At 51.1% G+C, this 13,341-nt stretch carries 13 protein-coding genes; 12 read left to right on the top strand and 1 reads right to left on the bottom strand.

Going from position 1 to position 13,341, the window contains the following annotated elements; all coding sequences use genetic code 11:
• Positions 1 to 36 precede the first annotated feature (36 nt).
• The 12 genes from PSSD_RS01550 (at position 37) to PSSD_RS01500 (ending at position 12,273) form a co-directional block, all read left to right on the top strand.
• On the top strand, positions 37 to 1,341 hold the full coding sequence (locus tag PSSD_RS01550) for an MFS transporter (RefSeq protein WP_058969007.1): 1,305 nt from the start codon (positions 37 to 39) through the stop codon (positions 1,339 to 1,341).
• Positions 1,342 to 1,358: 17 nt separating this feature from the next.
• Positions 1,359 to 2,447, top strand: coding sequence for a tartrate dehydrogenase (locus PSSD_RS01545; protein WP_058969005.1), 1,089 nt, complete (start codon positions 1,359 to 1,361; stop codon positions 2,445 to 2,447).
• 386 nt (positions 2,448 to 2,833) lie between these two features.
• Positions 2,834 to 3,502 (top strand): MrpH family fimbial adhesin, encoded by a 669-nt coding sequence (locus tag PSSD_RS01540; protein ID WP_153011393.1) that lies wholly within the window; start codon positions 2,834 to 2,836, stop codon positions 3,500 to 3,502.
• 151 nt (positions 3,503 to 3,653) lie between these two features.
• Complete coding sequence (locus PSSD_RS01535; protein WP_058968999.1) at positions 3,654 to 5,048, top strand: MFS transporter; 1,395 nt, start codon at positions 3,654 to 3,656, stop codon at positions 5,046 to 5,048.
• Between the two features lie 523 nt (positions 5,049 to 5,571).
• Positions 5,572 to 6,111, top strand: coding sequence for a fimbrial protein (locus PSSD_RS01530; RefSeq protein WP_039327095.1), 540 nt, complete (start codon positions 5,572 to 5,574; stop codon positions 6,109 to 6,111).
• A 76-nt stretch (positions 6,112 to 6,187) separates the two neighbouring features.
• A complete protein-coding gene (locus tag PSSD_RS01525; protein ID WP_058968994.1) occupies positions 6,188 to 6,736 on the top strand; it encodes a fimbrial protein in 549 nt (182 codons plus the stop codon).
• A 14-nt stretch (positions 6,737 to 6,750) separates the two neighbouring features.
• Positions 6,751 to 9,273, top strand: a complete 2,523-nt coding sequence (locus tag PSSD_RS01520) for an outer membrane usher protein (RefSeq protein ID WP_058968992.1) — start codon at positions 6,751 to 6,753, stop codon at positions 9,271 to 9,273.
• A gap of 38 nt (positions 9,274 to 9,311) precedes the next feature.
• The gene (locus PSSD_RS01515; protein ID WP_058969155.1) at positions 9,312 to 10,088 is read left to right on the top strand and encodes a fimbria/pilus periplasmic chaperone; all 777 of its coding nucleotides are present in this window, start codon (positions 9,312 to 9,314) and stop codon (positions 10,086 to 10,088) included.
• A 16-nt stretch (positions 10,089 to 10,104) separates the two neighbouring features.
• A complete protein-coding gene (locus PSSD_RS01510) occupies positions 10,105 to 10,725 on the top strand; it encodes a fimbrial protein (RefSeq protein ID WP_153011391.1) in 621 nt (206 codons plus the stop codon).
• Entirely contained in the window at positions 10,718 to 11,230 is a 513-nt protein-coding gene (locus PSSD_RS01505; protein WP_082672277.1) for a fimbrial protein, read from the top strand. Before PSSD_RS01510 ends, PSSD_RS01505 begins: the two co-directional genes overlap by 8 nt.
• 9 nt (positions 11,231 to 11,239) lie before the next feature.
• On the top strand, positions 11,240 to 11,725 hold the full coding sequence (locus PSSD_RS26325) for a fimbrial protein (RefSeq protein ID WP_071885718.1): 486 nt from the start codon (positions 11,240 to 11,242) through the stop codon (positions 11,723 to 11,725).
• An 8-nt stretch (positions 11,726 to 11,733) separates the two neighbouring features.
• Positions 11,734 to 12,273, top strand: coding sequence for a fimbrial protein (locus tag PSSD_RS01500; protein ID WP_058968983.1), 540 nt, complete (start codon positions 11,734 to 11,736; stop codon positions 12,271 to 12,273).
• Here the strand turns inward: PSSD_RS01500 and PSSD_RS01495 are convergent.
• Positions 12,254 to 13,252 (bottom strand): MurR/RpiR family transcriptional regulator, encoded by a 999-nt coding sequence (locus PSSD_RS01495; RefSeq protein WP_058968979.1) that lies wholly within the window; start codon positions 13,250 to 13,252, stop codon positions 12,254 to 12,256. The genes PSSD_RS01500 and PSSD_RS01495 overlap by 20 nt on opposite strands.
• Positions 13,253 to 13,341 lie beyond the last annotated feature (89 nt).

The raw sequence follows: 13,341 nt of genomic DNA, 5'->3' as shown, positions 1-13,341 counted from the left end.
AATAACACCACCCTACACAATCTGGAGCACTTTAATATGAACTCTCACCTCGAAAAAAGGGTGATGCGTAAAGTGACGTTGCGCATTGTGCCCTTCATCATGCTGCTCTACTTCATCGCCTTTCTCGACCGCGTCAATATCGGTTTTGCCGCGTTAACCATGAATCAGGATTTAGGTTTCTCACCCACGGTATTTGGTTTGGGTGCGGGCATCTTTTTCCTCGGTTATTTCCTGTTCGAAGTCCCCTCCAATTTAATTCTTCATAAAGTCGGGGCGCGCATCTGGATCGCCCGCGTAATGATCACCTGGGGCCTGGTCTCTGGCTGCATGGCCTTTGTGCAGGGCACCACCAGCTTCTACACCCTGCGTTTTTTGCTCGGCGTCGCGGAGGCCGGTTTCTTCCCCGGCATCATCCTCTATCTCAGCTACTGGTTCCCTGCCGCCCGACGCGCGCAGGTGACTGCCATTTTTATGGCGGCCGCCCCGCTCTCTACCGCTCTGGGATCGCCGATCTCTGCCGCCCTGCTGGAGATGCATGGCTTCCTCGGTTACGCGGGCTGGCAGTGGATGTTTGTGCTGGAGGCCATCCCCGCGCTGGTGCTCGGCGTTGTGGTGCTGTTCTTCCTCACTGACCGCCCGGCCAAGGCCAAATGGCTGACTGACGAAGAGCGCGAGTGGCTGCAAAACACCATGCAGGCGGAAGAGCGCACACGTGCCGCCGCACAGGGCCACAGCAGCGTCTGGCGCGGACTGGCGGATAAACGCGTGCTGGCCCTGGCGCTGGTCTACTTCGGCACCTCCGCCGGACTCTACACGCTCGGCATCTGGTCACCACAGATCATCAAAAGCTTCGGTGCCTCTTCAATGGAGATTGGTTTCCTGAACGCCTTCCCGGCGGTGATTGGGGTGATTGGCATGATCCTGTGGGCACGCCACTCAGACCGCACCAGGGAGCGTAGCTGGCATGTGATTGGTGCCTGTTTGCTGGCGGCGGCGGGACTGATTTACGCCGGAAACGTCAGCACGCTGTTTGCCGTTATTGTCGCCCTGACGCTGGTGACTGTTGGTATCAGCGCATCAAAACCGCCGCTGTGGAGTATGCCGACGCTGTTCCTCAGCGGCCCAGCTGCGGCTGCGGGCATCGCCACCATCAACTCTATCGGCAACCTGGGCGGCTTTGTCGGCCCGATGATGATTGGCGTCATCCGCCAGCAGACCGGCAGCTACACCTGGGGGCTCTATTTTGTCGCTGGCTTACTGGCGCTCTCTGCCCTCGTTGTCCTGATTCTTTCTGCCCGCTCGAATAAACCCGAGACGGCTGAGATCCCCCAAACACATTAAGCAACTGGAGAAACAACATGCGTAACTACAAAATTGCCGCCATCCCGGCAGACGGTATCGGCCCGGAAGTGATCTCCGCGGGTGTAGAGGTGTTACAAGCGCTGACACGTCACGATGAGCAACTGCAGTTTGATGTGCAGACCTTTGACTGGGGCTCGGACTACTACAAAAAACATGGCGTGATGATGCCGGAAGACGGCCTGAACACGCTGAAAAAATTCGATGCGATTTACTTCGGTGCCGTGGGCGCGCCGGATGTGCCGGATCACATCACGCTGTGGGGCCTGCGTCTGCCGATTTGCCAGGGCTTTGACCAGTACGCCAACGTGCGTCCGACCAAAATCCTGCCGGGGGTCACCTCGCCGCTGCGCAATCGCGGTCCGGGCGATCTGGACTGGGTCATCGTGCGTGAAAACTCTGAAGGGGAATACTCCGGTAACGGCGGCCGTGCGCACCGGGGTTTACCGGAAGAAGTCGGCACCGAAGTGGCGATTTTCACCCGTGTCGGCGTCACGCGTATCATGCGTTATGCCTTCAAACTGGCGCAGTCACGTCCACGCAAGTTGCTGACGGTGGTGACCAAATCCAACGCGCAGCGTCACGGCATGGTGATGTGGGATGAGATTGCCGCTGAAGTGGCGCTGGAATTCCCGGATGTGCAGTGGGACAAAATGCTGGTCGATGCCATGACGCACCGCATGACGCTGCATCCGCAGTCGCTGGATACCATCGTCGCCACTAACCTGCACGCCGATATTCTTTCCGACCTGGCGGGGGCACTGGCGGGCAGTCTGGGCGTGGCACCCACTGCCAATATCGATCCAGAGCGGCGCTTCCCTTCAATGTTTGAACCGATTCATGGCTCAGCGTTTGATATTACCGGCAAAGGCATCGCCAACCCGATTGCCACCTTCTGGACGGCGGTGCAGATGCTGGAACATCTCGGTGAACGCAATGCCGCCGCGCTGATTATGGCAGGCATCGAATATGTGTGTGCGAAAGGAATTCTGACACCGGATGTGGGGGGCTGCGCCAATACCGCCGAGGTGACACAGGCAGTTGTGCAGTATATTGAAGCGAAAACCCAAGTGGCTGCAACGGCATAATGACGCAAAAACAGGTTGCCGCTGGGTGACCTGTTTTATTCCCTTCCTTTACAGTATCGCAGTGTCTCCGTTTATTTTTGTCAGTGCCGCCTGACAATATAACCAGTATTAAATGACTCACATCGCAGCCAATATTTACATATTTAAGAAAACAGCCTCCGTACAATAAATCTCATTATCGAAATCCCAATATATTGGCTCGTCCAGCTGGAAGGTCATGTCACGATTCATTTTGAACGAGTCGAGCGCCTTTCTTCCCCATTTTATTCTGGAATAACATGAAAATAATCCCGCTATTATTGTTGTTCACTTTCGCTCTTATTACGCTTCCTGCTCAGGCGGTCATCATCATCACGCGCGCGGCCTTTCCTGCCTGGAATATGCCCATGGAAATCAGCTACATCATGTCGGGAGGAAACTCGAGCGCGTCGATAGGATGTGGGACACGATACTGCGATTTTGGCATTTGGGTGTTGCACGACAGTGGCACCTATCCCGATATCTATCCCTCACGTATTATTTTGGATTATGGATCGAATGGCGGGACAGATACCTGGGCCAATGCCAACAAAGCATTTTTGCATCGCTATCCTGCCAGCGCCACATTCTCAACGGGTTTTTATCCGTCAAGAGGGCCTTATACCGTCTGTGTGGGCGGGGCTCAAAATAATATGGGCTACCTGTTTCGCACCCAGCCAGGCACATCCTGCGTCACAGTGCCCTTACCCCCTCAGCCGACCAGTTGTTCCTTTAGCGGATCGCCAATCATTGACCACGGCTCGCTGCAGCCTAATCAGGTCAATGGCAAACAGGATAGCGTCTCGATTAATGTGAACTGCAATCGTGCCACCTCAGCCACCCTGACGAGTCTGGGCGGCACCATCAACTTAGGGGGAGGTGTGACATCCACATTGACCTTTGATGGCCGCACCACAGGCTCCATTTATTTGCCCAACGGTAACTCATCCCATACCGTTGCTTCTACGCTCTCGGGGACCAATCCTACCCCCGGCGATAAAAGCGGTAGCGGCACCATTGTGATTACACTGCCGTAACTTTTCCCGGCGAAAATGCTCCTCTCCCTGCATCTCTGATGACCCGGCACCTGCCGGGTTTTTCATTGGTGAGACTTGCATGAAACACCATTGCACATAAAACTGACCTTTCTTGATCATCACGAACCCAGAAAGAGAAAGGAATGTTGCTATGACGCAAACGGGGCTTAAGGCGAACCATCCCCTGTTACTGGCCTTGCTGGTGGCCATCACTTTCTTCATGGAAAACCTCGACGCCACGGTAATCACCACGGCCATTCCACAAATGGCACATGACTTCGCGGCAAGTCCGGTGGCATTGAATGTGGGTGTCAGTGCTTATCTGTTGGCGGTGGCGGTGGGCATCCCAATGAGCGGGTGGCTGGCCGAGCGCTTTGGGGCACGTACCGTGTTTGCCTGTGCCATTTTGATTTTTACCCTCGCCTCAGTCATGTGCGGCTTCAGCGACACCTTAGCGATGTTTACACTGAGCCGTATTTTACAAGGCATCGGAGGGGCAATGATGGTGCCAGTCGGCCGTATGGTGGTACTGCGCGTCACCGCAAAGAGAGAGATGGTGAAAACGATCGCTTTTATTACCTGGCCCGGGCTGATTGCCCCCGTGCTCGGCCCACCACTCGGCGGGTTGATTGTCACCTACGGACATTGGCCGTGGATTTTCTGGCTGAATATTCCACTCGGCCTGCTCGCCATTATCGCTACCGGCTATCTGGTTCCACAGTTCAAAGCAGAACAGCCGCGCCCCTTTGATTTGCGTGGTTTTGTGCTGACGGCATCCGCCTGTACGGCGTTGATTATCGCACTGGAAGCGCTTGGACAGATGCATCTCAGCCTCGGCATCCCACTGCTGTTGGTCGGCATACTGAGCAGTATACTGGCTTATCGTCACAGCTTTCTTTATCCGCAACCGTTGCTGCCATTCAATGCGCTGACCATTAACACCTTCCGCAACTCAGTGATGGGTGGCTCGCTGTTTCGCGCTTCAATTAATGCCGTGCCCTTTCTGCTGCCCTTACTGTTCCAGTTGGGGTTTGGCTGGAGTGCCGCACAAGCCGGTGCCACGGTATTGTGGGTGTTCGCCGGAAATTTAGCCATGAAACCGGCCACGACATGGCTCATGAAGCGCTGGGGATTCCGTCAGGTATTGATGGTGAATGGCATCATCAGTTTGGTGGCGATGCTGGGGTGCCTGCTGCTTAGCCCTTCACTGGGTTATTTTGCGATTGCCGCGATTCTGTTTATTGGCGGGCTGTCGCGTTCACTGCAGTTTAGCTGCTACAACAGTCTGGGCTTTGCTGACGTGCCCCAAACAAAAATGAGTGATGCCTCAGTGGTGTTCAGTATCTTCTTCCAGTTCAGCATGAGCGCCGGAATTGCGCTGGCAGCCCTTTTCCTGCGCGGCTCAATGCTGTGGCATGGCCACACCACCATTGAGCAGAGTGATATTCACATCGCCTTTGCCGGCGTAGCTTTGTTGGTATTGATGTCACTGCTTGATGTTCGGCGGTTAGAAAAGAGTGCCGGCGCACAGGTGCTTAGCCGATAACAGGTCACGCCCGTGACGATGCAGTGGCACGGGCTGATTCGCTTAATCTCATCTGTCACGAACGTCATCATTAGTAGATTGCGTTAATATTTGACCTAATAAATACAGCCTCGGTCACATTCACCTGATGACATTAATGATATAGTTTTCAGCAATTGAATTGATAGACGATTAAAATTAACCCTCTCCCTCTCTTACTCACACACCCATCTTTTATCCTTGTAATATTCCCCTTACAAGCACCCCGTTCGCTTACTACATAAACGCCATAGAAATCTTATTTTCTTAATTACTCACCTTGAACATAATAGCACTCACTTGAGCTGCCAATTAAAATAAAAACAGCCACGTTAAATATATCATGCCCTACTCCAGTTGCATGATAACGGAGCACCTGCTAACAGCGTGCAAATGCTGGTACCTGACGATAAAAAACGGTGATCAACGTCTATACGTCTGATTAAAACCAGAGAACGCCATGTTTTAAAAAAACATGAAGAAAAAACTCAATGGAAGATATTAAATGAAAAAGAGTCTTATCGCCTTGTCTATGTTTAGCCTGTTTGCTGTTTCCTCTGTACACGCTGCGGGTGGAACCGGAAAAGTCACTTTTACCGGTTCCATTATTGATGCACCTTGCTCCATCGCTCCGGGTTCATTAGATCAAACCGTTCCGCTCGGCGCTATTTCTAATGTGGTGCTGGCTGCAAACGGTAATACCGGTTCTTCAAGTGCAAAGCCTTTCCATATTGAACTGGAAGATTGCGTTATTGCTACGCCGGGCACTAAAGATAAAGTCACAGTGACCTTCACTGGTACAGCTTCTCCTTATGATGCAGAAAGCCTGGCGCTGGTAGGGGGTGATGCCAGCGGTGCGTCTATTGTTCTGACCGCCGCTGACGGCTCCAAAGTGAAACTGAATACCGCGACAGTAGGCCAAACCGTTGTTGATGGCAAAAACACGCTGACCTTTGCTGCCAGCGTGAAGGGCGGCGGCGCAACCGCCACCATTGTACCTGGCACATTCCAGGTACCGACTAATTTCGTACTGAATTATATCTAACAATATGCGTGACTAATTGGCCTGCGGCGCCCCTGCCGCAGGTCTTTTTACCTGTACCGTATTCTGGAGCTTATTGATGTTTTGGAAGCCCTTATTTTTACGCGATGCGGCCCCATTCCTGGTATTGTGCAGCGCTTTAAGTATGACCAAAACCTTCGCAAACGCCGAAGGTTTTGGTCGTTTAAATATGACGGGATCAATTGTCGAAACGCCCTGTGCGATTGACGTCGGCGATCGCGATCAGACTTTATATATGGGTAATCATCCCATTAGCAAAATCATTAGAGAAGGCCAAGGGCCTAAAAAAGAGTTTTCCATTCGATTATATGGCTGCACATTGACAAGCCTGGATCCCAGCAAATCTGACTGGAAAAAATTTAAAGTGATGTTTGATGGTGAAAATGACAAAGGCCATTTTAAAACGTCCGGTACCGCCAGTGGTGTATCCGTCAGAATCAGCGATCTTATTGGCAATGTCGCAACGCCGGGGGTACATCTGCCTGAAGGTGATCTCATGGTCGAGAATATGCATCTTAAATACACGCTCAACTTAGTGGGTAACCAGGAAATATTGCAAGCTGGCGACCACCAATTAACGATTCGTTTTAGAATAGATTATAATTAACGAGGCACGCCATCATGCTGAAATGCCTTCCTCGCCATATAGGTTATCTCATTTTTGTCTTCGTAGTGGGGACAACATTATTCATCGGGAAATTATCTTCATCCCTTGCTGTCAGTGATGTGCAGTTCAACACAGATGTGCTTGATCTTAGTGATCGCAGCAATATCGATTTGAGCCAGTTTTCACGTAAAGGTTTTATTTTGCCGGGTACTTATACCCTGGGCATTAATCTTAATGCGAACACGCTGCCTGAACGCCAGGTTCACTTCTACCCAGCAGAAGATGACGCCAATCAAACTGTGGCCTGCATTACGCCAGAAATGGTGTCTCAGTTAGGCCTGAAGGAATCAGCCTTAACTGACCTCTCGTGGTGGCATAACCAACAGTGCCTCAAACTGGAAAGCATTAAAGGCATGGAAGTACGCGGTGATTTAGGAAAATCAGCGCTGTTCATTAGTATCCCGCAAGCTTATTTAGAGTACAGCAGTCCCTATTGGGATCCACCTGCTCGTTGGGAAGAGGGCATCACAGGTGCACTCTTTGACTACAATCTCAACCTGCAAACCCTGCAGCAAAAGGGGGCGGGCGGCGGCAGCGCAACCAACTTATCCGGTAACGGTACCAGCGGCGCGAACTTTGATGCCTGGCGGGTACGTGCCGATTGGCAAACTCGTTACGATCGTCGCAACGGTAGCCATCACGAGGCGAATACCCGCTCCTGGGATTGGAGCAGGTTCTACGCTTATCGCGCGCTAAGTAAGATCGGCGCGAAATTCATTATGGGTGAGGATTACCTCAACTCGGCAATCTTCGACAGCTTCCGATTTACCGGACTCAGTCTGGTATCTGATGACAACATGTTGCCCCCTAATTTGCGCGGCTACGCACCGGAAGTCAGCGGTGTGGCGAACAGCAATGCCAAAATCATCATCAGCCAGCAAGGGCGTATCATCAAAGAGGTGCAGGTAGCTGCGGGTCCATACCGTATTCAGGATCTCGATAGTGCGGTGTCTGGCAATCTTGATGTACGCATTGAAGAGCAGGACGGCAGTGTTAAGCAGTACCAAGTGAGCACCGCCACCATTCCGTATCTCACCCGGCCGGGACAAGTGCGTTTTAAAACCGCCGTGGGGAAACCATCGGACTGGAAGCATCGTGTTGATGGGCCGGTGTTCGCTGCCAGCGAGCTTTCATGGGGCATCAGTAATGGCTGGTCACTCTATGGTGGAGGCATGGGCGGGGAAGATTACAACGCTTTTTCCGTGGGGGTGGGTCGTGATCTATTGGCTTTTGGCGCTCTATCCTCAGATGTAACGATGTCGCAGGCTAAAATCCCGAACCGGGATACCCAGCGCGGCGGATCTTACCGCCTGAGTTACGCCAAACGCTTTGAGCAAACAGGGAGTCAGGTGACGTTCGCCGGTTATCGCTTTTCCGATAGCGGCTTTCGCTCCATGGCCGAATATCTGGATTCACGGGATGGCGATATCACCACCGGGCGCAGCAAAGAGATGTATACCCTCTCTCTGAATCAGCAATTTGAATCGCTCAATCTGACCGCGTATGTCAATTACAACCATCAGACATTCTGGAACCAACCAGCCAACGATCGTTATGACTTATCGCTTTCCCGTTATTTCGATCTCGGCCGCTTCAGAAATCTTAGCCTCTCACTTACGGCTTATCGTAACAAATTGAATAACACCAATGATGACGGCATGTACATGTCACTGTCATTACCGTGGGGCGAATCCGGAACGGTAAGTTACAACGGTTCCTATACCAAAGGAGATAACCGTCAAAGTGCGAGTTATTACAGTCGGCTGGACGATGCTGACTCCTATCAGGTGAGTGCAGGTGTTGCACGTCAGGGCGCCGATCTGAGTGGCTACTATACCCATAACGGCACCCTGGCTAAGGTCAACAGCTCGGCAAGCTATCGCGAGGGCCAACACAGCGCATTAGGCGTTGCCCTGCAAGGCGGCGCAACACTCACCACTAAAGGCGGTGCATTACATCGCACTAATATCCTGGGCGGCACAAGGATGTTAGTTGACACCGATGGCGTTGCCGGTGTGCCTGTCGGCAGTTACGGTAACCCCGTTTATACCAACCGTTTCGGTAAAGCTGTGGTGAGTGATATCAGCAGCTACTATCGCAACAGCGTGCGAATCAACATCGATAAACTGGCAGACAATGTCGAAGCCAGCCAATCGGTGGCACAGGGTACGCTGACCGAGGGGGCGATTGGCTATCGTAACTTCAACGTCATTTCTGGTGAAAAAGCGATGGCGGTCATCCGTCTGGCTGATGGCAGTTCGCCGCCGTTTGGTGCCATCGTACTGAATACAAAAAAACAGGAAACCGGCATTGTTAATGATTATGGCCGTGTCTATCTGAGTGGAATTAATGCCGGTGATACCATGACAGTGCGTTGGAATAATGCGGAACAATGTGAAATATCCCTGCCGAACACTTTACCGGACAACATGATGAATAATTTACTGCTTCCTTGCGAAACAATCGTAACGTCATAAATAAACACATTCCAATGATGAGACTCTGTAGGTCAATGATGAAAAGAAAAACATTAGTGAATATCTTCGCCGCCACGACATTGAGCTTTATTGCCCATTCTGTTTCTGCCGCCATTTCATTGGACAGAACACGTGTCGTATTCCCCGGATCAGAGAAATCAGTAAGTTTGACCGTAAGTAACCAAAACACTGAATTGCCTTATCTGGCTCAAGGATGGCTTGAAGATGAACAAGGTGAAAAACTGGATAATAACAATCCGTTGACGGTCGTACCGCCGGTACAACGTATTGAACCCCGAGCTGAAAGTCAGGTAAAAATTCAGGCACTCACCTCTTCTGAGGCTTTTAAAAAATTACCACAGGATCGAGAGTCTCTTTTTTATTTCAATCTGAGAGAGATCCCACCTAAAAGTGACAAACCCAATGTATTGCAGATTGCCCTGCAAACACGTATTAAAGTGTTTTATCGCCCTGCGGCATTAGCAGAAGCCGCGGCTGCACAGCAAGCATTACCATTCCAGGAAAAAATAACCCTCAGTAAAAGTGGTGATAAATATACTGTTGTAAATCCGACACCTTATTACGTCACCTTGATTGGTGCGAGCGCCAAAAAAGAGGGCGACGTGATTAAAGGATTTGAAGCACTGATGATCGCACCGAAAAGTCAGGCGGCGATGGGCGGCAGCACAGCAGCTTTAGGGCAGACGCCCGTGCTGGTTTACGTTAATGATTACGGCGGCCAAACAGCCTTAACCTTTAAATGCAGCGGAAATACTTGCACCGTAGATACCAGTAAACGTGCAACGCCAAAATAATCAGGGAAATGATGAAATGCAAATAATCGTCATTGCAGCACGTTCAGCCTCTGGAATGCGTAAGATGCAAGGCTCAGCATTAATATCTTGCGCAATCCTCTTTTCCTCAATGGCGCAAGCCGGCTTTACTGATGGTCTGGTAGATGGCAACTATGGGGTTATCCGTGCCCACGGCACCTTGACCGAAAGCGCCTGCCGGTTAGATATGCGTTCGGCTGATCAATCAGTCTCTTTGGGCAATATCGCCACAGGTAAACTGCAGAATCCCGGCGATACAGGTAACCTTGTTCCCGTTGCCCTCTACTTGCATGACTGCCTACGTACCTCATCGGCCAATCGCGATGTAAAAGGCAATCTGACCTGGAGCGCCAGCCAGCCAGCCGCTTCCTTCACCTTCACCGGGATTGAGGACATTGATAATCCGCAATTAATTAAAACTCACGGTGTAGAAGGTATTGGGCTGCGTATAAAAGACGCGTTGCGAAATAACGTCACACTCGGGCAGCGCGGCAAACCACTACTCATCACACCAGCAAGTCATGTCGTCATTTATTACATTGCTCCGGAACGCACGCACAATAATCTCCGTGCCGGAAGCTATTTTGCCACTGTGAACTTCAGGTTGAACTATGATTAATTCATCCTCAAGGAAAAGAAAAGATACCCTAATCTGCATAATGGCGACGCTACTCGCCCTTATGCCTTTTCCCGGTTATGTACAGGCATTTTCGACCATTGCCACGGTGAAGGTTAAAGTTTTATCGGCACCCTGCATCGTAAACGGCAATAGAGATATCCCAATAGACTTTGGCAATGACATTATCATTTCACGCATTGATAGCCGAATTTATGAGCGCCCAATACCCTATGTACTTGACTGTTCTTCAGCCACATCAAAATCATTGAAAATGCAGTTGCGCGGAGCGGGGGCCTCTTTTGACACGACAGTGCTTAGTACCAGCAAAGCCAATCTCGCTATTGAGTTAAAAAGCAACGGTACAAAAATGGCGGTAAATAGTTGGCACAATTTCACCGATCCTGCACGCCCGGCATTAAGTGCTGTGCTGGTTAAAAATCGCAGCGGCACTGTCACGGGCGGGGCTTTTACAGCAACATCAACATTGCTGGTTGAGTATCAATAGGGAAGAATAATGAGACACGTAAAACGTCTTAACGGACAAAAGGCAATAATACTGGCTTGTTCATTTATCACGCTTCCATTGGCACAAGCCACAAATGTCAGTTTTAAGGGAACACTTGTAGAATCTATTCCCTGTGAAATAAATAATGGTGGGCTAATCGAGATTGATTTCGACACCTTAATCATTCGTTCCATCGATGGGGATAAATATCGTCGCCCCGTGCCCTATTCAGTAAATTGCACGGGAACGGGAAGTGTGCGACTGAGTGTACAAGGAACACCTTCAAGCTTTGATAACACCGCTGTTGTCACTAATCAGAGTGGGTTAGGAATTAGAGTTGAACAAGATGGCTCCCCGCTCCGTATAAACCAATATATTGCCATCAACCTTTTACGGCCTCCTACTTTAACGGTTGTCCCTGTGGCTAATCCGGCATCATTGCCTTCTTCGGGGGCCTTTACATCACGAGCCACAATCATTGCAGACTATCAATAGGACTCTTGATGAAGAAAACTATTACATTGTTAGGTTTCCTGTTCGTGTGGACCTTTGGTTTCTTCTCTCCTTCTGCGGTCAACGCAGCGGAAAATCTTATTATGCGCGGTAGCCTCGTCGATGCGCCCTGTGTTATACGACCGGGCGATGAGTTAATAAAACTCGATTTTGGAGAAGTCATAGATAAATATCTCTATCGCTTTTCCCGCACGCCAAGTCGGCCTTTACTGATTCATTTAGAAGATTGCGATGTCAGTGTTGTTAAAGAGGTCGAGATTACCTTTCAAGGTATTGAAAATACGGCTTTACCGGGATTATTACGCCTTGATGCAGGTAGCATTGCCAGTGGCGTTGCGATTGGCATTGAGGGTCTGGACGGTTCTACTATCAGCATCAATAAGCCTGCGCCTGTAAGAGCACTGCAGACCGGCAATATGGTGCTAGCATTCCAGGCTTATATGCAGGGCGAACCCGATGCCATCCTAAATCGTCGGATTGGCCATGGACAATTCACGGCCACTACGACATTTATCCTGAATTATCTTTGACCTGCGTTGGTGCAGCATTGTCTTGCGGCGATGCCAGTGCCGTTTCTAATCGGTCTAGCGCGCAAAGAATGCCATAGCTACGCGCGCTTTGATTTTCCGGCAGCGGCAGCCAAACATCTGCCTGGTTCGCCAGATCCAGCGCTGCTGGGCAGATCGCAATCACCGCTGTTTTCTGGATGTGTGCATGGTGTACCGCACTCAGCACGCTGCTGTTCACCGTATCTGGCGCGAGGATTAACAGTAAATCATCCGGCTGTAAGCGGCTCAGCGTCATACGCAGCAGGTTGTCGTCCTGAATCCATGCCAGTGCCAGTCCTGCCGTTGTAAGTCGCTGGTGAACTTCTGCTACCAGTGGTGTGGTCTGTCCTGCGGCCCCAATCAATAACACACTTCGGGCATTCCGAAGCATAAGCGCAGCACGCTCCCAGGTTACCTCTTCAGCCAGCGACCACTGCTGTGCCAGTGCTTGATGAATCGTCTCAAGCTGTGGAATGTTTTGTGCACGCCGCGCTGATGGCACCGAACTGGCGCGCGCCAGACGCATGCGCAAATCGCGGATATCTTCACAGCCCACCGAACGCGCAAATCGGGTGATGGTGGCAGCGCTGACTTCGGCGCGTCCGGCCAGTTGCTCAATAGTGGCGGATGCGGCAAACGCCATATCGTTGAGGATGGCCAGTGCCACACGGTTTTCCTGCTGGCTCAGTAACGGCTGCCGCTGGCGGATCACCTCGATGAATGCGCCTTCCTGCTGCTGGCCAGCTTTACGCACCTGGTGTAGAAAATCATCAAGATCGCGACAGCCAGCAGAGGCGGCAAAACGACGCAGCACTTCAGGACTGACGCCCGCTTGGGTAGCCAGACTTTCCATCGTGGCCTGCGCGCTGACGTGCAAGTTATCCAGAATAAAACGCGCCAGCCTAGATTCCGGTGCATCCACCCGTGCCGACTGCTGTCGCAGCTGCCAGACAATATCCATTCGCTCACCACATCTCCAAATTGCGAACACTCATCATGCATGAAAATATTTTTCAATGTGAGTTTTTTTTCATCTGATTACGTCTTTAC

Origin of the sequence: Type-D symbiont of Plautia stali (assembly GCF_001485335.1) — a bacterium.
In the GTDB taxonomy this organism is placed as follows: Bacteria; Pseudomonadota; Gammaproteobacteria; order Enterobacterales; family Enterobacteriaceae; genus Pantoea; species Pantoea vagans_C.
The sequence above is the reverse complement of the archived record's forward strand: the minus strand, read 5'-3'. Positions and strand labels throughout refer to the sequence as shown.